The sequence below is a fragment of the Dellaglioa sp. CoH-57-MRSF-22 genome (assembly GCF_056781895.1).
Map to the genome: position 1 here is coordinate 271030 of NZ_JBXAXT010000001.1, position 21913 is coordinate 292942.

General features: G+C 34.1%; 20 protein-coding genes. 2 read left to right on the forward strand and 18 right to left on the reverse strand.

From position 1 onward, the window contains the following. Positions 1–102: 102 nt before the first annotated feature. From AC1RPR_RS01225 to AC1RPR_RS01250, 6 genes are all read right to left on the reverse strand, one after another. The gene (locus tag AC1RPR_RS01225; protein ID WP_481761049.1) at positions 103–1017 is read right to left on the reverse strand and encodes a GRP family sugar transporter; all 915 of its coding nucleotides are present in this window, start codon (positions 1015–1017) and stop codon (positions 103–105) included. Between the two features lie 30 nt (positions 1018–1047). Then, positions 1048–1470: a D-ribose pyranase gene (rbsD, locus tag AC1RPR_RS01230; protein ID WP_409021800.1), complete on the reverse strand. Its 423-nt coding sequence runs from the start codon at positions 1468–1470 to the stop codon at positions 1048–1050. A gap of 28 nt (positions 1471–1498) precedes the next feature. After that, on the reverse strand, positions 1499–2434 hold the full coding sequence (gene rbsK / locus AC1RPR_RS01235) for a ribokinase (protein ID WP_481761050.1): 936 nt from the start codon (positions 2432–2434) through the stop codon (positions 1499–1501). A 194-nt stretch (positions 2435–2628) separates the two neighbouring features. Further along, positions 2629–3315, reverse strand: a complete 687-nt coding sequence (locus AC1RPR_RS01240; protein WP_409021802.1) for a 2,3-diphosphoglycerate-dependent phosphoglycerate mutase — start codon at positions 3313–3315, stop codon at positions 2629–2631. A gap of 71 nt (positions 3316–3386) precedes the next feature. Further along, positions 3387–4592: a MalY/PatB family protein gene (locus AC1RPR_RS01245; protein WP_481761051.1), complete on the reverse strand. Its 1206-nt coding sequence runs from the start codon at positions 4590–4592 to the stop codon at positions 3387–3389. Continuing rightward, positions 4576–5652: an AI-2E family transporter gene (locus tag AC1RPR_RS01250; RefSeq protein WP_481761052.1), complete on the reverse strand. Its 1077-nt coding sequence runs from the start codon at positions 5650–5652 to the stop codon at positions 4576–4578. The genes AC1RPR_RS01245 and AC1RPR_RS01250 overlap by 17 nt, the downstream gene beginning before the upstream one ends. Positions 5653–5824: 172 nt before the next feature. Here AC1RPR_RS01250 and AC1RPR_RS01255 point away from each other — a divergent pair, with 172 nt between their 5' ends. Together AC1RPR_RS01255 and AC1RPR_RS01260 are read left to right on the forward strand one after the other, a co-directional pair. After that, positions 5825–6547, forward strand: coding sequence for a GntR family transcriptional regulator (locus tag AC1RPR_RS01255; protein ID WP_481761053.1), 723 nt, complete (start codon positions 5825–5827; stop codon positions 6545–6547). Between the two features lie 146 nt (positions 6548–6693). Continuing rightward, entirely contained in the window at positions 6694–9069 is a 2376-nt protein-coding gene (locus AC1RPR_RS01260; protein ID WP_481761054.1) for a phosphoketolase family protein, read from the forward strand. A gap of 59 nt (positions 9070–9128) precedes the next feature. Here the strand turns inward: AC1RPR_RS01260 and AC1RPR_RS01265 are convergent, their stop codons facing one another. The 12 genes from AC1RPR_RS01265 to AC1RPR_RS01320 form a co-directional block, all read right to left on the reverse strand. After that, positions 9129–9794, reverse strand: coding sequence for an ABC transporter ATP-binding protein (locus tag AC1RPR_RS01265; RefSeq protein ID WP_481761055.1), 666 nt, complete (start codon positions 9792–9794; stop codon positions 9129–9131). Further along, a complete protein-coding gene (locus AC1RPR_RS01270; protein ID WP_481761056.1) occupies positions 9795–10754 on the reverse strand; it encodes an ABC transporter permease in 960 nt (319 codons plus the stop codon). 225 nt (positions 10755–10979) lie between these two features. Continuing rightward, positions 10980–11927: a hypothetical protein gene (locus AC1RPR_RS01275; protein WP_481761057.1), complete on the reverse strand. Its 948-nt coding sequence runs from the start codon at positions 11925–11927 to the stop codon at positions 10980–10982. Positions 11928–12048: 121 nt separating this feature from the next. After that, positions 12049–12381, reverse strand: coding sequence for an AzlD domain-containing protein (locus AC1RPR_RS01280; protein WP_409021810.1), 333 nt, complete (start codon positions 12379–12381; stop codon positions 12049–12051). 2 nt (positions 12382–12383) lie between these two features. After that, the gene (locus AC1RPR_RS01285) at positions 12384–13163 is read right to left on the reverse strand and encodes an AzlC family ABC transporter permease (RefSeq protein WP_481761058.1); all 780 of its coding nucleotides are present in this window, start codon (positions 13161–13163) and stop codon (positions 12384–12386) included. Positions 13164–13259: 96 nt separating this feature from the next. Then, on the reverse strand, positions 13260–14645 hold the full coding sequence (locus tag AC1RPR_RS01290) for a TrkH family potassium uptake protein (RefSeq protein ID WP_481761059.1): 1386 nt from the start codon (positions 14643–14645) through the stop codon (positions 13260–13262). A gap of 74 nt (positions 14646–14719) precedes the next feature. Further along, positions 14720–14956, reverse strand: a complete 237-nt coding sequence (locus tag AC1RPR_RS01295; RefSeq protein ID WP_409021814.1) for a hypothetical protein — start codon at positions 14954–14956, stop codon at positions 14720–14722. Between the two features lie 174 nt (positions 14957–15130). Next, positions 15131–17989: a YhgE/Pip family protein gene (locus AC1RPR_RS01300; protein ID WP_481761060.1), complete on the reverse strand. Its 2859-nt coding sequence runs from the start codon at positions 17987–17989 to the stop codon at positions 15131–15133. A gap of 185 nt (positions 17990–18174) precedes the next feature. After that, positions 18175–19527 (reverse strand): serine hydrolase, encoded by a 1353-nt coding sequence (locus tag AC1RPR_RS01305; protein WP_481761061.1) that lies wholly within the window; start codon positions 19525–19527, stop codon positions 18175–18177. A 53-nt stretch (positions 19528–19580) separates the two neighbouring features. Further along, positions 19581–20744 (reverse strand): sensor histidine kinase, encoded by a 1164-nt coding sequence (locus tag AC1RPR_RS01310; RefSeq protein ID WP_481761062.1) that lies wholly within the window; start codon positions 20742–20744, stop codon positions 19581–19583. Between the two features lie 13 nt (positions 20745–20757). Further along, complete coding sequence (locus AC1RPR_RS01315; RefSeq protein WP_409021818.1) at positions 20758–21444, reverse strand: response regulator transcription factor; 687 nt, start codon at positions 21442–21444, stop codon at positions 20758–20760. Between the two features lie 141 nt (positions 21445–21585). Next, positions 21586–21789 (reverse strand): hypothetical protein, encoded by a 204-nt coding sequence (locus tag AC1RPR_RS01320; RefSeq protein ID WP_481761063.1) that lies wholly within the window; start codon positions 21787–21789, stop codon positions 21586–21588. Positions 21790–21913: the final 124 nt, after the last annotated feature.

The window sequence follows — 21913 nt, forward strand, 5'->3', positions numbered from 1 at the left end:
TTAATGTTTATTTTTTTATCATTTTATGACATTTTAAATCAAATAATAACAAAAAGCCTTGATAACATAGTATTGTTATCAAGGTTTTAAAATTAATTTTATCTAGTTTTTTAAGAAAACTGTTACAGAAGCCGCAATTACAATTAGTATAAGACCAATAATAATAACTAACCATTCTTTACCCGTTTTTTTAGTGCGCATAACGACAATTCCTGAAATCGTTGCTCCAACAATTGAAACTTGTGAAAGGACGAATCCAGTTGCCAATCCAAGCATTGCAGGTTGAGCTGAAACTAAATAACCCAATGCTGCCATTGCAAAGAAGAAACCAGAAAAAATTTGTTTGTACGTAACACTTTGTGTAAAAATGTTATTTTTATTTTTCGTTAATTCATAAATTCCAAGAATTAATCCAAATGCTGCCATCCCGATAGCTTGTGCTAAAAACATATGCATACCATCAGTATTTTTAGTATATTGTGGAAGGATACCATATAATGAATAACCAACTTGGGCAATCAATAAGACACCAACTGCCTTTGTAAGTAGTTCTTTATTTCCAGCTGATTTCTTTTCTTGATAAGTTGTCATATAAGCTCCAACCAAGATAACAAATACAGCGATGAATCCATATAATTTTGATGAAACTGGACCCCAGTTACCAAGCATTACAACACCCCAAACTACATTTGCTGTAATTTGGAAAGCTGTTGAGATTGGCATTGCTTTAGCAGAACCTAAAGCATTTCCATCCTGATCTTTCATCCCAAAAGCCATAATAGTTAAAACATTTCCAAAGGCCCAAGCTGCCCCTGAGAAAAATGCTAACCAAAAATTAGAACCTTGTAACATGGGCATTCCCATGACTAATGAAAGGACGATTGCAACAATCAAAGTTCCCCATGTTGCTCCAAAAATACCTTGAACTGGTTTACCGCCAAAATATGATACTAAAGTTGGATATGCACTCCAACCAATAATTGCTAAAAGTGAGAAAAATAATCCTAACATATTCATTTTTATATCATCCTATCCTTATATTAATAACTATTTAATTGCTTCGCCTTCAAAATCAACATTTGATTCCAAAACGATATTTGAAAATGGTGTGATTTCACCTGTTCGTACTGTAGCAATATTATTATCATCACGACTCATCGATTTCAATTCATCATGTGAAATGAAAACAACTTCAACATCATCATCTAATAAAGCCTTGATAGCAGCATATTGTTCAGGATTAACCGTTTTAATTTCTTCAGCTAAAAAAGCTTTTTGAATTTTCATTTCAGAAAGTGTTGCAGCTAAAACATCAATAAATAATGGTAATCCACGTACGATTGAAAGATCAATTTTACGTCCATCATCCTTAATTGGTAGGCCTGAGTCACCAATTGTTAACCATTGTGTATGTCCAATTTCAGAAATAGCATTTGATAATTTTGTATTCAAAAGATTAGTTTTACGCATAATTTATCTCCCATTCAACAATTTAAATTTATTTATTAGCATCCAAAACAGCTAATACAGCAGATTCAGTTGGAATACTTGGTTGTGCACCAGCATGTGACACCGTTACAGATGAAGCAGCTGATCCATAACGCATAGCTTCAGCTAAATTATCTAAATTAGCATGTAAACGTGTTGCTGTAGCACCAATAAAAGTATCGCCGGCAGCAGTTGTATCAACAGCCTTAACCTTAAATGCTGGAACGACTCCTTCTTCACCATTATCACGCATGTAGAAAGAACCTTCTGAGCCAATTGTAATGATTACGGTATTAATTCCACGTTCAAAATAGTACGCAGCATTGTGTATCATTGAATGTTCATCAGTCACTTCTATCCCAGTCAATAAGAATGTTTCATGTTCATTTGGTGTAATAATATCAGTTAATTCTAATAATTCAGCTGGTAGTCCACCATTTTCAGGCATTGGAGCTGGGTTCAAAATTGTTTTAACACCATGTTCGCGTGCAATCTTGAAACCTTCAATAACTGATTCTGTTGGAATTTCTAATTGCGCAATCAAAAAATCTGATTCAGCAATGGCAGCTTCATGTGCGCGTACATCAGCTGGTGTCATATCAGCATTAGCGCCACCATAAATATGGATAATATTATCGCCTGTTTCGGCTGAAACAGTAATATAAGCTTGTCCAGTTTCTTCAGTATCTGAAACAATCACATGTTCAGTGCTTAAGTTTTCAACATTCATATTCTTTGAGGTATCAAATTCTTTACCAACTTTTGTAATCATGTTAGTCTTTGCACCAGAACGTGCAGCGGCAACACCTTGGTTCAATCCTTTTCCACCCATTGCTTCAACTTGATGATTTGGTGTGTGTAAAGTTTCGCCGCTAGTTGCGAAACGGGGTACAGAAACAACCTTATCAATATTAGTTGAGCCCAAAACAGTAATAACTTTTGCCATAACGTTTCTCCTTCATTTCTTTGATATATTTATCAAATAGAATGTGTATTCGATTACATCAATATAATACATATTATTTGCTTTGGCAAGCGCTTTCTGGTTTTAACTGCTAAAACTACCGACTTTTTCGCCAATTATTGACTAATACAAAAAAACCTGATGACATAAAATTGTCATCAGGTTTTTTATTAATATTAAAGTTTAATTTTGCTTACGATGTTTAATTTGTCATCAAGATCGTAAACAACTGGTTCGCCAGTTGCCATTTCAACGCCCATGATGTCTGCATCAGAGATGTTTTCAATGTATTTTGTAAGGGCACGTAATGAGTTACCATGTGCAGCAACGATTACATTTTTGCCTTCAAGTAATTTAGGAGCGATTTCGTCTTCCCAGAAAGGAATAACACGTTCCAAAGTAACTTTTAAGTTTTCGCCACCTGGGATAGCTTTAGGATCTAAATCAGCATAACGACGATCGTTAGCTGCTGAACCTTCATCAGTTGCGCTTAAAAGTGGAGGTAATGTATCGTATGAACGACGCCATACAAGAACTTGATCTTCACCGAATTGTTCTGCTGCTTCGGCTTTGTTTTGGCCTTGTAATGCACCATAATGACGTTCATTTAAGCGCCATGATTTGATTTCAGGAACCCATAATTGGTCTGAACCTTCAAGTGCGTAATGTAATGTTTTAATAGCACGTGTTAAAACAGATGTATAAGCTTGATCAAATTCGATTCCAGCTTCTTTAATCTTTTTACCAGCTGCTTGTGCTTCAGCAACGCCTTGTTCGCTCAAGTTAACATCTACCCAACCTGTGAAAAGGTTAGATAAGTTCCATTCACTTTGTCCGTGACGAATAAATACTAATTTTGCCATAAGATAAAATCCTCTTTTTCTATTTTTAGTTTACTGGTTTATTTTACACTGAAATGAAATAAATTAATAGTCTAATTTAAGCGATTTAGCTTTGCACTTTTGAGTCCCTTTAACAACTGATCAACAGCTGTTTGAACCGTTCCTAAATCAGTTGCCAAATTCATTCGAATAAAGCCTGGCGTTTCTTCACTAAACCATTGTCCATAATCAATAGCTAAGCCACACTCATTCTGAATAAATTCTTTCATCCGACTGGGATTTACATATGCTGAAAGGTCAATCCACATCAAGTATGTGCCTTCTAGTTCACTAATTTTAATTTCTGGAAATTTATTGACTAATTGGTGGCTGACTTCTAAATAATTGGTCCTTACGATACTCAGAATTTCATCTAACCAAACTGCTCCTGAACGATAAGCCGCCTCTCCAGCAACACATCCCATTAAACTACCCTCAGGTTTGTTCAAACGCTGTACCATTTTATCGTACTTAGCTCGTAATTGCGCGTTTGGAATAATGATATGCGAGTTTTGTAAAGCAGCTAAATTAAATGTTTTTGAGGGAGCATTAACGACAACCATATTATCTCGATAACGACCTTCGTCTATTGATAAAGCTGATACAAATGGTTTTTTTCCCACAATTAAATCTTGATGAATTTCATCCGAAATTACCATCACTTTATTTTCACGACAAATTTCAAAGAGTTGTGTCAGTTCAGCTTCAGTCCAGACGCGACCAACTGGATTATGCGGTGAACAATGAATAAGTAATTTAACGTGATTAGCTTTCATATCTCGTTCAATTGCTTCAAAATCCATTTCATATTGATTATTTTCATGTTTCAAAGGTGTTCGTACGATACGTCTGTTATTATCTTCAATTGCACTATAAAAAGGGTAATATACTGGTGTTTGAACTAAGACGCTATCACCTGGTTCCGTCATTAAATCGACTAATTGATATAATGAATTTACAACCCCTGTTCCAAATCTCATCCATTCCTTATGCAGTTCAATCCCATAGCGAGATTGTTGCCAATCAAAAAAGGCATCATAATATGAATCAGGAATTGTTGAATAACCAAAAACACCATGTTGTACCCGTGCTATTAAAGCATCAGTTACGGCTTTAGGTGCTTTAAAATCCATATCTGCAACCCACAGTGGCAATAATTTATCATCGCCATATTGCTCTTTTAAACTATCCCATTTAACTGAATTTGTATTTTTTCTATTCACTCTAAAATCAGCTAAAAATTTATTTTTCTTTACCATCAGTTTGACTATCCTTCCTTATTCCTTTAATTTTACCAATCCGTCCTTTAGATCCAGGAATTGACTTCACACCCAAGATATCCAAGAAGAATGTGAAAATGGGAATTCCGACAATCAAGCCCCACGTTCCAAATAATTCTTCACTGACTAACAAGATTACAAATGTAAAGAATATAGGTAGTTCTGTCCGACTTGACATAAATTTAGGATTTAATACATATGATTCTAATAAATGAACGACCATTAACATAATTAAGATGTAAACCACATCACGTACGCCACCAACCGAATAACCAACTAAACTTAATGGAATACATGAAATTAATACCCCTGCGACTGGAATTAAACTTAATAAGAAAATTAATATTCCTAAAGGCAAGAGCTGTGGCATATGCATGAAGTACAACCCAATCACAGTAATAACTGTATTAACAGTTGCGATAAAGAATTGTGCTTCAATAACGACACCAAATGATTTAACAAATTTTTCACCAAAGAAGTAAATATCCTGGAAAAACCAACCAAAATCACTTGATAAAAAGTTTTTTGAGAAATGTGTCATCTGATCTTTTTCAATCGTATAAAAGAAGCTTAAAATAAGCGATAATAAAAATGTTGCTGCCATAAAACCAATGCTCGTTATATATTGAAATACAAGCGTAAAACTACTTTTTAATTGTGGCACAATTTGAGATTTACCAATAGATTTAAGTACCCATTCCATCACAAGATTTGTATCTTTACCTGGATGACGATAAAAATTAATCACATAATGTGCCATTGAAACTGTTTGCGAAACTAAAATAGGAAAATACTTAGTAACTGCCAAATAAAGCAGCGCGATAATTGCCAGATATACTCCTATAACAATTATTCGACTATTAATTGATGAATGTCTTTGAATAACATTTATCAATCGGACTACTAAATATGTAAATATAAAAGTTAATAGAACAATGCTAATGACATCTTTCGCAAGAAAAATAACACCCATAATTACACAAAGTACAACAAATCTACGTAACTTAATATTTTCAATAAAACTTTGCCAAATTTCCAATAGACACACTCCTTTAACTATAGTCTTCATTGTACAAAATATTTACTAAAATGTCTGTAATTCTTACCTTTTTGTTCTAAAATAATTATCTCTCCGGAAAGTTGACGACTTGTCGTCTATTAAAACTTATGGTTAACTATGAAGATTGACTCTACGAAAGGAGTACTCTTGTATGGCTGAATTAATTTACAAACAACTGATTAGTAAACTTAAAAAAAGAATCGCTGCAGATGAATTTCCCGACATGAAACTCCCTGATGAACGTAGTTTGAGTGAAACTTATAAAATTAGTCGTAGTTCAGTAAAACGAGCTCTTAGCCAAATGGCTAACGACGGTATTATTTTTAAAAAACGCGGTTCCGGCACCTTCATTAATCCCTTATATTTAAAAAATAAAACCGTTTTTAATTATGAAGGCTCTAACTTAGGTGTTACAGACGGATTTGAAATGAATGGTAAAAGCCCTAAAGTTAAAGTACTAAGTTTTGAAGTTATTGCGCCCTCAGAAGATTTACAACGCAATCTTTTCTTAGACACAGATGATTTTGTCTACAAGATTGTTCGCTTACGTTTATTTGAAAAAACGCCTTTTATGATTGAAACAGGCTATATTCCAATTAAGATTGTTCCTAATTTATCTCAAACAATTGTTAAAGGATCAATTTTTAATTATTTGGAGGATATTCAGAATCAATCAGTTACTAAATCGTCGCTTTCAATCTACGCTGAACCATCAGACGAAAATGATCAAAAACTTTTAAATTTAAAACCAACTGAACCAGTTAGTATAATGGATGGTATTTTCTTCTTAGATAATGGTACCCCATTTGAATATTCAAGTATGAGATTTCATTATAAATTTTCTAAATTTAATACTTTCATGGCCGTTAAATAGGCTATTTAACGGCTTTTTATTTACTTTTTAAAATAATTGGTACGTTCCAATGAATTAAATGATTGACTTTTATTTAATGTTTGTTATTATGAACATATAGAAAGCGCTATAACTTTAGCAAATAAAACATATAGGAGTGTGTAACTATGACAGAAACTGATTTTTCATCTAAATCATATTTAGATAAAGTTGATGCTTGGTGGCGTGCAGCAAACTACCTTTCAGTTGGACAACTTTATTTAAAACAAAATCCATTATTACAAACTGAAGTCGTACCTGAAGACATCAAAGTTAACCCTATTGGTCATTGGGGAACAATCTCAGGCCAAAACTTTATTTACGCTCATTTAAACCGTGCAATTAATAAATATAACTTAAACATGTTCTATATTGAAGGACCTGGTCATGGTGGCCAAGTTATGGTTTCTAATGCTTACCTTGATGGTAGTTATACAGAAATCTACCCAACAATCACTGAAGACTTAACTGGTATGCAAAAATTGTTCAAACAATTTTCATTCCCAGGTGGTGTCGCTTCTCATGCTGCTCCTGAAACACCAGGATCAATCCATGAAGGTGGCGAATTAGGTTATTCATTATCTCATGCCGCTGGTGCTATTCTTGATAACCCTGACGTAATTGCTGCTACAGTAATTGGTGATGGTGAATCAGAAACTGGACCATTAGCAGCAAGTTGGTTCTCAAATGTCTTCATTAACCCAGTTAATGATGGTGCTGTATTACCAATCCTTGATATGAATGGTTTCAAAATCTCAAATCCTACAATTTTATCACGTAAATCTGATGCAGATTTAACAAAATACTTTGAAGGTATGGGTTGGGATCCAATTTTCGTTGAAGGAACTGATCCTGAGATCATCCATCCTGAAATGGCTAAAAAAATGGATCTTGCTATCGAAAAAATTAAAGCAATCCAAACTGAAGCTCGCAAACACCCAGCTGAAGAAGCAACAATGCCTAAATGGCCTGTTATGATTGTTCGTACACCAAAAGGCTGGACTGGTCCAGAAGTCTGGAACAACGAACCAATCGAAGGCTCATTCCGTGCTCATCAAGTTCCAATTCCTGTAGACCAACGTCACATGGAACATGTTGATGCTCTTGTTAAATGGATGAAATCATACCGTCCAGAAGAATTATTTACAAAAGACGGTCAATTAATTCCTGAACTAAAAGAAATGGCACCTAAAGGCAACCAACGTATGGCAATGAACCCTATTACTAACGGTGGTATTAATCCTCAAAAATTAGTTATGCCTGATTGGAAGAAAAATGCTGTTGATACATCAACTCCAGGTGCTGTTACAGCACAAGATATGATTATTTTCGGTGACTTCGCTCGTGATATTATTGAAGAAAACCCTAAAAACTTCCGTATCTTCGGACCAGATGAAACAAAATCAAACCGTTTGAATGCTATCTTTGAAGCTACTAACCGTCAATGGTTAGAACCAATCAAAGAAGGTAACGACGAATGGCAAAGTCCTGTAGGCCGTGTTCTTGATTCACAATTATCAGAACATCAAGCTGAAGGTTGGATGGAAGGTTATGTCTTAACTGGACGTCATGGTTTCTTCGCTAGTTATGAATCATTCTTACGTGTCGTTGATTCAATGTTGACACAACATTTCAAGTGGTTACGTAAAGCCAAAGAACAAACATGGCGTAAACAATACCCATCATTGAATGTTATTGCAACATCAACTGTATTCCAACAAGATCACAATGGTTATACTCATCAAGATCCAGGTATGCTTGGTCATTTAGCTGATAAGAAACCTGAATTTATCCGTGAATATACACCTGCTGATTCTAACAGTTTATTAGCTGTTATGAATAAGACTCTTCAAAGTGAAGAACTTATTAACTTAATCGTTTCAAGTAAACAACCACGTCCTCAATTCTACTCAGCTGATGAAGCTCAAGAACTTGTTGACAATGGTTTGAAAGTTATCGATTGGGCAAGTACTGCTAAGGGCGATGATGCTGATCTTGTTATTGCTGCTGCTGGTTCAGAACCTAACTTAGAAGCTTTAGCTGCTGTTAGTCTTTTAAACTCAGCATTCCCAGAATTGAAGATTCGTTTCATCAATATTGTAGATATCTTAAAATTACGTCATCCTAAGATTGACCCTCGTGGTTTCTCTGATGAAGAATTTGACGGTTACTTTACAACTGATAAACCAGTCGTATTCGCATTCCATGGTTTCGAAGCTATGGTTCGTGACATCTTCTATGATCGTCATAACCACAATGTTTCAATCCATGGTTACCGTGAAAATGGTGATATCACTACACCATTCGATATGCGTGTCTTGAACCAAATGGATCGTTACAACCTTGCTAAAGATGCTGTCTTACAAGCTGGCAACTTAGGCGCTGCAGGCGATAAATTTGTTAAAGAAATGGAAGCTATGGTTGCTAAACATGAATCATACATCCGTGAAAATGGTGATGATCTTCCAGAAGTTAATAACTGGAAATGGACTCCACTAAAATAGTAAAACTTTAAACGAAAAGAGAACCGCAATTGCGGTTCTCTTTTCGTTATCATTAAAAATCATTCTTTTGTGAGCTGTCCATCTCGCATAAAAAATGTTTGGTCTGTATATGCCAAGACATCTTCATCATGTGAAACCATAATAATCGTTTGTCCCGTCTTTTTAGTAATATCGGCTAGCTGGGCTGCAACTTGCTTCGCTCTTTTGCTATCTAAGCTTGCCGTTGGCTCATCAGCAAAGATGAGCTCCGGTTGCCCAAATAATGCTCTAGCGATTGCAACGCGTTGTCTTTGACCACCTGAAAGACTAGCAGGATATTGATTTCTTTGGTCCCATACACCTAAGTCACGTAACATCATTTCGGGATTACGACTTTCTTTTTTAGTTTTCATTTTATTGACTAATTCAAATTGTTCTAAAACGGTTAAAAATGGGACTAAATTAGACCCTTGTAAAATAAACCCAAATTCATTAAATCGTAACCTAGTTCGCTCTTTTTCGCTTAATTGTCCGATCTCTTGATCTTTAAAATAAATTGTTCCATCGGTTAATCCTTGTAATCCACCCATAATGGTCAGCAACGTTGTTTTTCCAGATCCTGATGGACCTGTCAAGCCAATAAACGTCCCTTTCTCAACAACTAAATCAATATTATCAAGAGCCAACTTTTTATTATCACCTTTTCCAAATGTTTTAGAAACATCAGATAATTGCATTAAACTCATTTAGACACCTCCAATTGCATCAAGTGGATCAACACGTAATATTTTAAAAATGGAGAATAGTGATCCTAGAATGATCATCAATAATAAGATAACCGAAAATCCTACGACTAAGAAGACATTATTTAAAAATGGGACGGCAGCTGGTAACGATAGCGCTGTTGCCACATCTGCAATAATACCCAATCCAATTCCTAGTAAACCTAGTAATGACGACTCCCAAATTAAGCTTTTAACCAAAGTCCCACTAGAAACTCCTTGTGCACGTAACACGCCATAAACGGCTGTTTTTTCAATGGTTAAAATATACATAAAGATACCTACGATAAACGCAATAATGACAAATAAGGCGCCAATCATTAACGTAAAGGTCTTCACTTCTGGACCATATCCCGGTATGTTGTTAATCACCTTGTCCATTGTTAATGTCGCTAATTGTTGATCTTTTTTAATTTTAGCTGAATTTTTTAAAACAACTGCATTAATTTTTTCAGTCGGATTGTCCGGGCCATAACGTAACGTTTGATAGTCAGCTAATTGTAAATAGACAACTGGTGCTGTTGTGTATTTATTACCCGTCGTTATCCCCACTACTTTATATTCTTGTTTCGCATTATTAATTTTTATTTTTTGGCCTAATTTAGTGGCATCTAATCCATTATCAACAACTACTTCGTTAACTTTCTGCGGCATTCTGCCTTGAACTAATTTAGGCTTCAAAAATTGATTAAATTGAACTCCAAAAACACTAATATTAGCTTTTGGTTCGTTTTTCCGACTAGCAACGCCCATCATTTGACCTAAATAAGCGTAGTCTGATTTTGACCCTGAAATCTTAGGAAGTGAGTCTTTTTGTATCTCGGAAGATGCCAAATTATTATTCGCATACTGACTGATAACAATGTTATCCGCATCCCAATTATCAATTGAAGACCGATTATTGTTCGCAAGCCCAAAAGCCAATCCCGTTAAAAAAAAATGAGATATGAAACTAAAAAGATGGTGAAAATAATCAGACCATACCGAAGTTTATTATATTTAATCTCTTTAACAGCTAAGTACATGTCATATTCCCCCTTATTTCTACTATATAATAACTTTGCACCAAATTAAAAGTAAACGTTTTCAGTGGAGGTTAAGAAAAAAGCATAATCCTAAAATTTAGAATCACACTCTTAAAATACTAATTTATTTGTAATCTCGCGCTGCAATAGCTTTAACACTTGTTGTTTCTTTAACAGCCTGTTTAATAATTTTTACAACATCTGAATCACTAAATGAGTTAGGGTTAACACCAGCAAATTTAATTGAGTCTCGTGCTGCCTTAATACGTGATGCTGTAATTGCTTTACCGTTACCATCTACTATGTTAGATGAACTTGTTGTATATTCATTCGAACCTGAATACGATGATGCAGCGGCTTGTTCTTCTGACGTCAACGTAGCTGACGAATTGTTTTTTATTTCTGGTATACTATACTCCGACCCATAACCACTACTTTTAGATGATGGTGTTGAACTTTTCGAACTACTTGAAGAACTGCTTGAAGAACTACTTGTTGGGTAGCCAATCGTTGCCAAATTCTTATCATTTTTTTGTTGTAAGTCTGTTGCTTTTTTCTTTAAATCTGAGTAATAATTTTTATCAATACTACTATCTTTTAAGATTTCAGTTAATTTATCGTTTGATGCTGTGTAGCTATATTCTGTATTTAAATTCATTGCTTCATTATATGTTTTTATGAATAGCGCACGTTTTTCAAGAACCGTTGTTAATTCTTTTTTCAAATTTGTTGCTCGTTTTTTAATGACTGCTGATCCATCATGATCCGCTAGCACGATGCTAATTGCATCCTTTGCTTTACTATACTGACGATCTTCAGTTTTGTTAATTACTGCCTTGTAATGTGTCACCTGTGTCTTGTAAGCTTGTGCAGTCGCATCATTTGATTTCTTTTTTAAAGCGACATCAAAATAATTTTCTGCCTCAGTATATTCTGCATCTTGAATCGCAGTTTTACCGTTCTTCATGGCTGTATTATAATTTTTATTTGCTTCTGCATGTTTCGTTAAACCGTAGCCACCAAACATACCTACTATAACAACTGCAACTAATCCCCATACCCATTTTTTCATTTTAACCACACCTCTTATCCCTATATTTATATCGCTGTTATTATATCATGGAACATCCTTCAACCGTTATTCAAAATAAGAATTTAGTCCCTGAGAGAAACTAAATTCTTATTTACTTAATTTATAATATAAGTGACAACAGCATAATAGCGCAAAGTCCAAGTACAACAGATAATCCCATTGATCTCGTACGATATGCGATTGCGAATACAACCACAGCCGCTATTAATTTTGTGACGTTATCTACGCCCACAAATTGAAAACTTGAATCAATAAAAAGGTCTTTAAAAACTAATGCTGAAAATAACGCAACGGGTACATACTTCATCCATTCATTAAACCATTCTGGGATTTCTCGAGATGAAAAAATTCGTAATGGAATAAATCGCGGTAAATATGCAACAATTGCAGATAAAATAATTAATAAAAAATGATCCATTGTTGTCATTTCCATAGTTAACTTTCCTCAGAAACTTTAGACTTTCTACTTATTGTATGTCGACTTGCTTTTGGTTTAATCGTATTTAATAATTTATTTCGTTTACCTTTTCTAACAATTTCATGTTCAATAATAAATCCAACAAAGGAAGCTAGTAAAGTTGCTACAACTAATCCCATCGTACTTTGGAACAATGACATGAAAATAATTGCTAAAATACCTGAAAGAATACTAATAATAATTGTGAGATAATTTTTAAGTTGCATGACTATCATGTAAATAAATAATGAAGTTAATGCAAATTCAACAATGCTTAAATTAATTTTTAACCCAGCACCAATTAAACTACCTGCAATATTACTCATCGTCCAAAATAATAATGAATAATGTTCAACCATCAAGGCATCTTTTGGTTTCCATTCTTTATCTGTTGCAAATTTTAAATAGTTTACTGCGTAATTTTCATCGTTTAGTGATGCCGCAAATATGTATAAAAACTTACGACTAGTTCCTCGAATGTACTGTGACAAACTAGCACCTAATAACGCATACCGTAATTCTAAGAAAAATAGCATAGTAACAATTGAAAGAATTGGCGACTGAATCGTCAACATTGATGCAATTAAAAACTGTGCACCACCTGAAAAGACAAGTATGGAAACTAATCCTGCTAATATCGTATTGAAGCCTGCTGCATGCAACAAAATACCACATGCGAGTCCAATTGGGACGTAACTCAGGCAAAGCGGCATCGCAATTTTAAGAACTGTGAGCCAGCGTTTCTCTGTTTCTTTCACGATAGTCCTCCAATAATATAAAGTTGGTTTAACGATATAAATTATAGCATACATCTGTTTCTTAATACTCATTATTTAGTAACTCTAATCAAAAAGTTATCCAATAATGATCTGTTCTGATGGAAAACGATACTTTTCATCCCGTTCTTTTTTCGAAACAAAGAATATTAACATGTATAACATCCCTACGCGTCCAACAAACATCAAAATAATAATGACCATTTTACCGATAATGCTTAATGAACTGGTAATTCCCGTTGATAATCCCGTCGTTCCAAAAGCAGAAGTTACTTCTACAATCAGCGAAATCAACGAATGATTCTCCGTAATACTTAAAATAAAGACCGCGATTAAACACATAAATATCGATAGGTTAACAACTACTACTGATTTTTGAATATCATTTTCATGAATCCTTCTATTAAAAATATTCACATTCTTATGTCCACGAATAAACGATAACAAATATAATCCTAAAATCCCAATTGTTGTTGTTCGAACACCACCACCAACTGAACTTGGACTAGCACCAATAAACATTAACATAGAAAAAATCAATAAGGTTGTCGTATTAAAATCACTAATTTGATTAATTTGTAGTCCGGCATTACGCGTTGTAATACTATAAAACATAGCTGTCATAACTCTCTCAACGAAATCCTTATGTGCAAAATAACCATTATGTTCAGATAAGAAAATTAATATTGTTCCAATAAAGAAAAATCCAATCGCAAAACTACCTGCTAATTTTGTAAATAATGAAAATCTAAATTTTTTATGTCCTGGTTTGAACCACGTAACCTTGATCCACGCTAAAATTTCAATAATAACGGGAAATCCTAAACCACCTATAAAAATTAAAATCATAATTAAAAATAAAAAGACGTAATCTTTCGAATAAGGGATAATAGATTTCCCAGTAACGTCAAATCCCGCATTTGTTAACGCAGATATTGCAATATAAAAGCCATCAAAAATTGACGCAGCTAGATGTTCAAAGCCATCACGTACATATAAATAAATTGAAAATATCACACCAAAAAAAGCTTGAATCCCTAGCATAATGCCGAAAATTGAATAAACTAAACGAACATTTCCACTTAAATGCGGTTGATTCATATCAGTTTGAATTAGCCTGCGTTGTTGCAACCCAATGCGTCGACCAGCAATTACCATAATAAACGTTGAGAGCATTGTTATACCAAAACCACCTATTTGAAAAAGCATTTCTAGTAAGATGATACCGTTATTGTTATAGACTTGCTCTAACGGAAATGTGGTTAATCCTGTAACACTAACCGTTGAGACTGCCATGAATATTGTATCAATAAATGGCACACTAGCACCAGGTTGTTTGAAGAACGGAAGGCATAATAAAATACTTGTTACTACAATCAATGCTAAATAGTAAAAGACAACAATTTGTACGGGAGAGGCCAACAAACTAGCTTTATCTAGATATTTCTGGATCCACCTATTCATTCTGACTTCCCCCTTTTAGTTTAATTTAAAAAAAGAGATTAGCGCTAAGTACGCACGCTAATCTCTAATCCTGATTATTTAATTAATTCTAATCCTGCATAACTAACAACAATTTTATGTTTTAATTCTTCAGCTGTTTCATTCTTAATAAATTCCTTATCGAATTTAATAATAGCCGAATTTTTTAGTTGTTTTTCAACGACACCAGTAAAGAACTCGTTATTTGTTTCAAAACTAACACGTGTATCAGCTGGAAATGGAATTCCTTTTTCGTTAACTTCAACATTTTTTTCATCAAAATGACTTAACATAATTTGGCCTCCTATTGTTTTAAATATTAATAGTAACAGTATACCGCTTTTTAGTTATTATTACGACCATTAGGACTAAGATTAAGAACCTCAATTTAATTAACCCATTCTAAATATATTCAATCAAAAAAATAGAGCCCGCAAAATTAATTTTGCGTAACTCTATTTAATAATCTATTTTTCTAAATCTTGTAATTTTTGATTATCATCTAATTGTGATTTACCAGCAAGTCCAACTCTTTGAAGAATTTGCATAGCAACCCATAATAGAACTAATGAAACGATAGCGAAGATTGCAAGAACAAATACGCTCATGCCAATTTGTCCACTAACCATTCCAGAAGTTAATGACTCACGGAACCCTAAGGTTGAGTATGTCATTGGTAAGAATGGATGGATGGCATTAAAAAAGCTATTCGTAACTTCCATTGGGAACGTACCACCAGCGCCACCTAATTGTAACATCAAGAGAACCATGGCCACGAATCGACCAGGATTATCAAATGCCATAGCAAGTGCCATAACAAGATACATCGATGTTAACGAGAATACTGTTGCAATTAAGTAAGTTTCAGCAATATGGTCTGCTTGTAATCCAAACATAAGCATCCCTGTAACTTCAACAAGTGCCATACCAAGGGCAACGACAGTTCCAATAGCAACTTTACTCCAGAACCAAGCTGTTGCTGATTGACCTTCAGTTGAAATTTTACGGATTGGGAATGCAAAGTTAAAGACGATTGCCCCAACGTATAATGCAAGTGAAAGAACATATGGTGCTAAAGCATGTCCATAGTTAGGAACATAACTGTAATTCTTATGTTCCAATTCTGAAGGTGCTGCAAACATATTAGCTGTCTTGTTAGTTGCTTTAATTCCATTAACTGTATCTGATCCTGTTTTAAGAGCAGTAGCTAATGTTTTTGACCCTTTTTTAAGTGATTTAGAACCATCACCTAATTTAGCTGAGTTATCATCTAATTTTTGAGTCCCTGCAGCTAATTTATCAACTCCAGCAACAAGTGTTGGTACTTGTTCATTCAAGCTTACTAAACCATTTGATAATGTACCTGAGCCAGTAGCTAATTGACTAACTCCTGATGTCAATGTTGGTACTGATCCATTCAATGTTGATAATCCAGTACTTAATTGACTCGAGCCTGATACTAAGGCACTGTTGTTTCCAATTAATGTTTTAGAACCATTATTAGCACTTAATACACCTGCAGTGTATTTTTGTACACTTGGAATTAAGCCAGGAGTTTTATCTGTACCATTTAACCCAGCCATAATTTGACCTAATCCAGCATTTAGTAAGTCTGTTGCTTGGATAGCACCATAAGGACTTTCCTTTGTGCCAGAACCTGTCTGCGTTAAACCAGTTTTAACAGTATTTAATCCAGCCATTAGTTTATCAATGGCTTTCTTAGCACCTGCTGTTACTTGTGGTTCTTGAGCAGATAACTCGGCAACACCCGCCTTTAATGCTTGTAATTTAGGTAGTAATTCTTGAATAGCTGCTAATTCTTTTTGAATCGATTTTAATTTGTCACCGTTATCAGTCAACGGTGTTGTCATATCAGATAAATCTGTTTTAATTTTTGTTGTATTATTACCTGATGCTGCTAAACTTGTGCCAGCAGTTTGAAGATTACTTCCTAATCCATTAACAGAAGCAGCAATACTTTTTGCTAACGTTGGATTAGATTTCTCTAAAGCTGCAAAATCAGGTGATTTTACAAAGGTAACTAAAGCACCCATATTACTTTGCGCATCCTTAAGTTGTGCAGCAACACTGGATGCGTTAGTTGTACTATAAAGACTATTATTTAATTCACTCAATTGTGAACCAGCATCTGTTGCTTTAGCGGCAACAAGTTTAGTATTAGCTCCAATTTGAGTTAAATCGGCTGTTAATTTTTTAGCATCAATATTAGGCGCATTTGTGCCATTTAATTCAGAATTCAACTTAGAAATTCCTGAATCTAATGCTGTAAATCCAGCCATTAATTTTGCCATTTCAGCTTGTGAATCTGGACTATTTAATTGTGTATCTAAAGTTGCAGCAGACTCCTTCAAGCTTTTAGTTAACGATTGGTTACCCGCTTGAACTGTTGTAATACCACCTCTTAAGGTAATTATTCCATCATTTAATGCTTGAGAATTTGAACTTAATTGACTCAAACCACTATTTAATTCAGTAACTCCATTAGTATAACCTTTTACACCACTTGCTAATGTTGTTGAGCCAGTATCTAGTTTCGATACACCTGAAGCTAATGTACCTGTACTATTATTAAGTTTTGATAATCCAGCACTTAAAGAACCAGCGCCTGTTGCTAATTTTTGAACACCATTTTTTAATGGAACAACACTAGTTGAAAGTGTTTGAACACCATTATTAACAGTTCCTACACCAGTAATGTAGCTATTTAAGCCATCATTCAATGTTACTGTACCATCAGACAATGTTTTAGAACCACTTGCAGCTGTCTTAAAGCCTTTACCGATTGTTTTAACTTGGCCGAAAATAGCTGTTGCATATGCTTTCGTGACTGATTCACGAATTTGGCTATTTAATTGTTTTGCTGCTGTTTCACTGATAACTTCACCAATGTAGTTACGAGATGCATTAGTATCGTACGTGATTTTCATCTTTTTAGGATTTGTATCCATTAAAGTTGCAGCATTTGAAGAGAAGTTTTTAGGCAACGTAATTGTTGTATAGTACTTGTTGTCTTTCATTCCTTGTTTTGCTTGTTTTGCAGAAACGAATGTCCACTTCAATTGGTCATTATTCTTCAACTCTTTTACAAGTTGATCACCAACATCCAATGTCGTTCCATTATATTTAACAGATTCATCGTTATTAACGACTGCTACTGGTAAATCACTTGTTTTGCCATATGGATCCCAAACTGATTTCAAGAAGAAAGCAGCATACAGAATCGGAATAAGCATCATAACAATTGTTGAAACTAGAAGTATTCTATTCTTTCCAACAAATTTAAATTCATTCTTAATCATTTTCATTAAAATTGGTGCCCCCTAAATTAATTATTTCTACTATAAAATTTTATCGATACGTTATAATATACATCAAATGTCCACGAACAACAAATTTTTATTTTCTTTTTAATGTTTTTTTAATCTTACACGACTAAATTGCCCATATAGACAAAAAAATCACCCTAGAAATCAGAGATGATTTTATTGATTTAAAATAAATTTCCAAAGAAGTTAGTAATTGCACGCCACATAATAACAAAAATGTTAGCTTTTTCAATGGCATCTTTATTCGTTCCTGTAACAGAAAGTGATTTTTTGCCATCAACATAAGATAACGCATTATCTTTACCAGTTAATTTAAGCGTTCCAATATCACTATTAGCCTTAATTGGGGCTTCTAATCCTGTTTTCTTAACTAAATCAGTATTTTCTGATACTTTAGCTGAAATAATCGACTTAACTGTTTCGCCTTTTTTCAACCAAACTTTTTGATTAGATTTAAGCATAACTTTAGTTGTTAATTCTTTACCATGAAATACAGGTAAACTATCGGCGTTTTTAAATATTGTACCAGCCTTGATTGTTTCCACGTTGAACATGTCAAATACATATGACATTATTTTTTGTGTATCTGTAAAACGACTTACATCCGTTTCACTCTTGTGTGATGATCCTAAAACGACCGTAATAATTCGATGACCATCTTTTTTTACAGTTCCTGTAAAACATTCACCAGCTTTGTCAGAAGTACCTGTCTTCAATCCATCAACAGGTAATTCTGTATATGCCTTAGCTAAACCAGGTAACATCCAGTTCCAGTTTTCCATTAGTGTTTGGTCAGATGTTCCTTTATCGAAATATTTACGTTTGATACTTGTTGTTTTTAATACTTCTGGGTACTTTTTAAGTAAGTTTTTAGCAACAATTCCCATATCTTTGGCAGTTAATTCATTTTCATCTGATGCGGCTGAACCGGGGTATCGATCAGCTTTACTGATATCGCTATTAGTTAAACCAGAAACGTTATCAATCTTAGCATCTGTAATTCCCCATGACTTAACCTTTGCACGCATTAATGTTACGAAATCTTTTTGCGATCCCGATACTTCATGAGCAAGTGCCATAATAGCCCCATTTGCTGAGTAAATTAAACTAGCATCATACAGTTGTTTAACTGTGTATGATTTCGTTTTACTCAACGGAACGTTTGATAATGATGTATCCTGGCTAATTTTATAAGAATCGTTATCAATCTTAACTTTTTGATCCCAAGTTAATTTACCACTTTTAATTTGATCTAAAATAACATCAATCGAAATTAATTTTGTCATTGATGCAATTGGTAAAACAGCATCAGCATTTTTTTCATAGATTACTTGTCCAGTATCTGCATCAATTGCTAAAGCAGCTTTAGCTGTTAAATTAATAGCGCTTGAACTGGTTGTTGCAGCTGATACAGATTTAACCTCATCTTGAAGTCCCATTGCTGAAACCCCAGTAAATAGTGCTGCCCCTGAAATAAGCCCAATTACGAATTTCTTTGTACGTTTTAAAAATATCATTTTCTCTTTACCCTCTTAACTTCTCTTATTCATTTAAGAATACCCAATAATAGCTATTCTTGCAACTGTTCTTCTTGCTTTCTAGTTAATTTTATATTCTTACCCAATGGTAAATGAATAACAAAACTAGTTAGCTCTTCATTTGAGACAACATATATGTACCCACCGTGGAGCGTGACAATACTTTGAGCAATGGCAAGCCCTAATCCAGTTCCGCCCGTTTTTTGTGAACGAGATTCTTCCACTCGGTAAAACCGATCAAATAATTGATTAAGTGATTGTTCAGGTATTTTAGGGCCATCATTAGTTACTTTTACGATAACTTCCTGACCAATTTTTTCTGCTTCTAAATAAATATGTTTACCGCCTGCCCCATATTTTAAGGCATTTGATATTAAATTATTAAAAACACGGCCTAATTTTTCAGTATCAGCTTCCATCATTAACGGGTTAGGGTTCGTATTGCTACTAATTGTCATTTCTTTATTTTTAGCTTCAAGTTCAAAACTAGCTGCCAATTGTTCTAACATTTGATTCATATCAAAATTAATCGCATTAATTGGCGTCGACGTCTGTCGCACTTTTGTGTATTCAAATAAATCTTCTACTAAAACCTTCATCTGCTTTGATTTCACAAATGCTGTATGTGTGTAAGATAGTAAATCTTCTTGCGAATTATATTGATTATCTTCTATTAAACCTAAGTAACCGATAATTGATGTCAATGGTGTTCGAATATCGTGACTAACATTGGTAATCAGCTCATCCTTTGAATTCTCAATTCGACGTTCTTCTTCCATTGATTCAATCGTACTTTGAACCAAAGCATTAATACTTGAAACGACCCGCGCCATATCACCTTGTAGTTTAAAAGGAATTTGATGATCGTAATGACCGTCCGCAATATAATGCAATTCTGAAATAACATGACGTAACTGCATTTGATGATAACGTCGAATTAGTCGCCAATAGAGCACGACAACGTCCACAATAAGCATGAACGCAACAAAAACATTCCCCCAACTCCAGACATTGAAATCATTCGGCCCAAAAGTTAATGCCGTCTTAATTTGAAAAATACCATTCTCAAGTCCTGGGTTTGAAGCAATCGTCTGATTTAATAGAATAAAAATTGATAAATTCAGTAAAATTAATAGAATAATCGTGATGAATCCTTCCGCGATTAATTCACTTTTTTCTCTACCAGTTAATTTCAAAAATAACCCCTCACTAATGCATTTCTATCTTGTATCCAACGCCCCAGACGGTTTTGATAATATCATCACCGTTTGTTGCTGCTTCAATTTTATCACGTAAATGGCTCACATGGACCATTACTGTTTTGGCAGAAATAATTGATTCTTGTTGCCAAACTTGTTCAAAAATATCATCCGCAGAGTACACATGATTTGGATGTGAGGCTAATAAATATAAAATACCGAATTCTAAAGCAGTTAATTGAATATCACTACCTTCAACTGTTTGAACTTCATGAGAATCTTTTTTAATAATTAGCGGTCCTATTTCAAGTGCAACATCAGGTGCCGGATTCGAGTTTTGGCTACGACGGAGTAATGATTTAACACGTGCCATAATTTCTAATGGGTTAAATGGCTTAACAACATAATCATCAGCACCTGTAATCAGTCCACGAATTTTGTCCATATCTTCTGTTTTAGCAGAAACCATTAATATTGGAATTTCTGAAGTTTTACGAACCTCTTTAATGACATCCATTCCGTTCATTTTAGGCATCATAACGTCGAGAATCATTACACCGATTTCTGGCATTTCTTCTAATTTTTCAATCGCTTCAAGTCCATTTTGAGCAGTAATTGCTTCGTAACCTTCATTTTTTAAATAAATAGAGATTAAATCAACGATTTCTTTTTCATCATCTACAACTAAAATTTTCATTGGATATCTCCTGACTTTTCTTTACTTATAGTATATTGTATCAAATATCACACACGATAACTTTAAAGAATTGGTTAAATCTACTTAATCTAAGTAGTACAAAAAAAGCTTTCGTAAAAAACGAAAGCTTTCCATTTTTTATTATCCACGTTCTAATAAGTAGTTAAATAAACCGCCCATTGTTTTATCTGATAACTCAATCTCTTTACCAGATTCCGTTACTTTAGTAATTTTATAATAATCTTCAAACTCAGGTACTTCCAATTGCATCATCGCAACAAAAGCTGCTGCCGTTTTATAAGTTGCTTGTAGCTGTTCCCCATGAACGTAATCAATAATTAACATATTCGTAACCCCCTATAATATTTATACTCGTAGTGTAGTCTATAAATTTAAATACTTCCACAATTGATACTTATTTTTAAGTAAATTAATATTTCTAACTAATGTCGTATTCCTTTTACTGTAT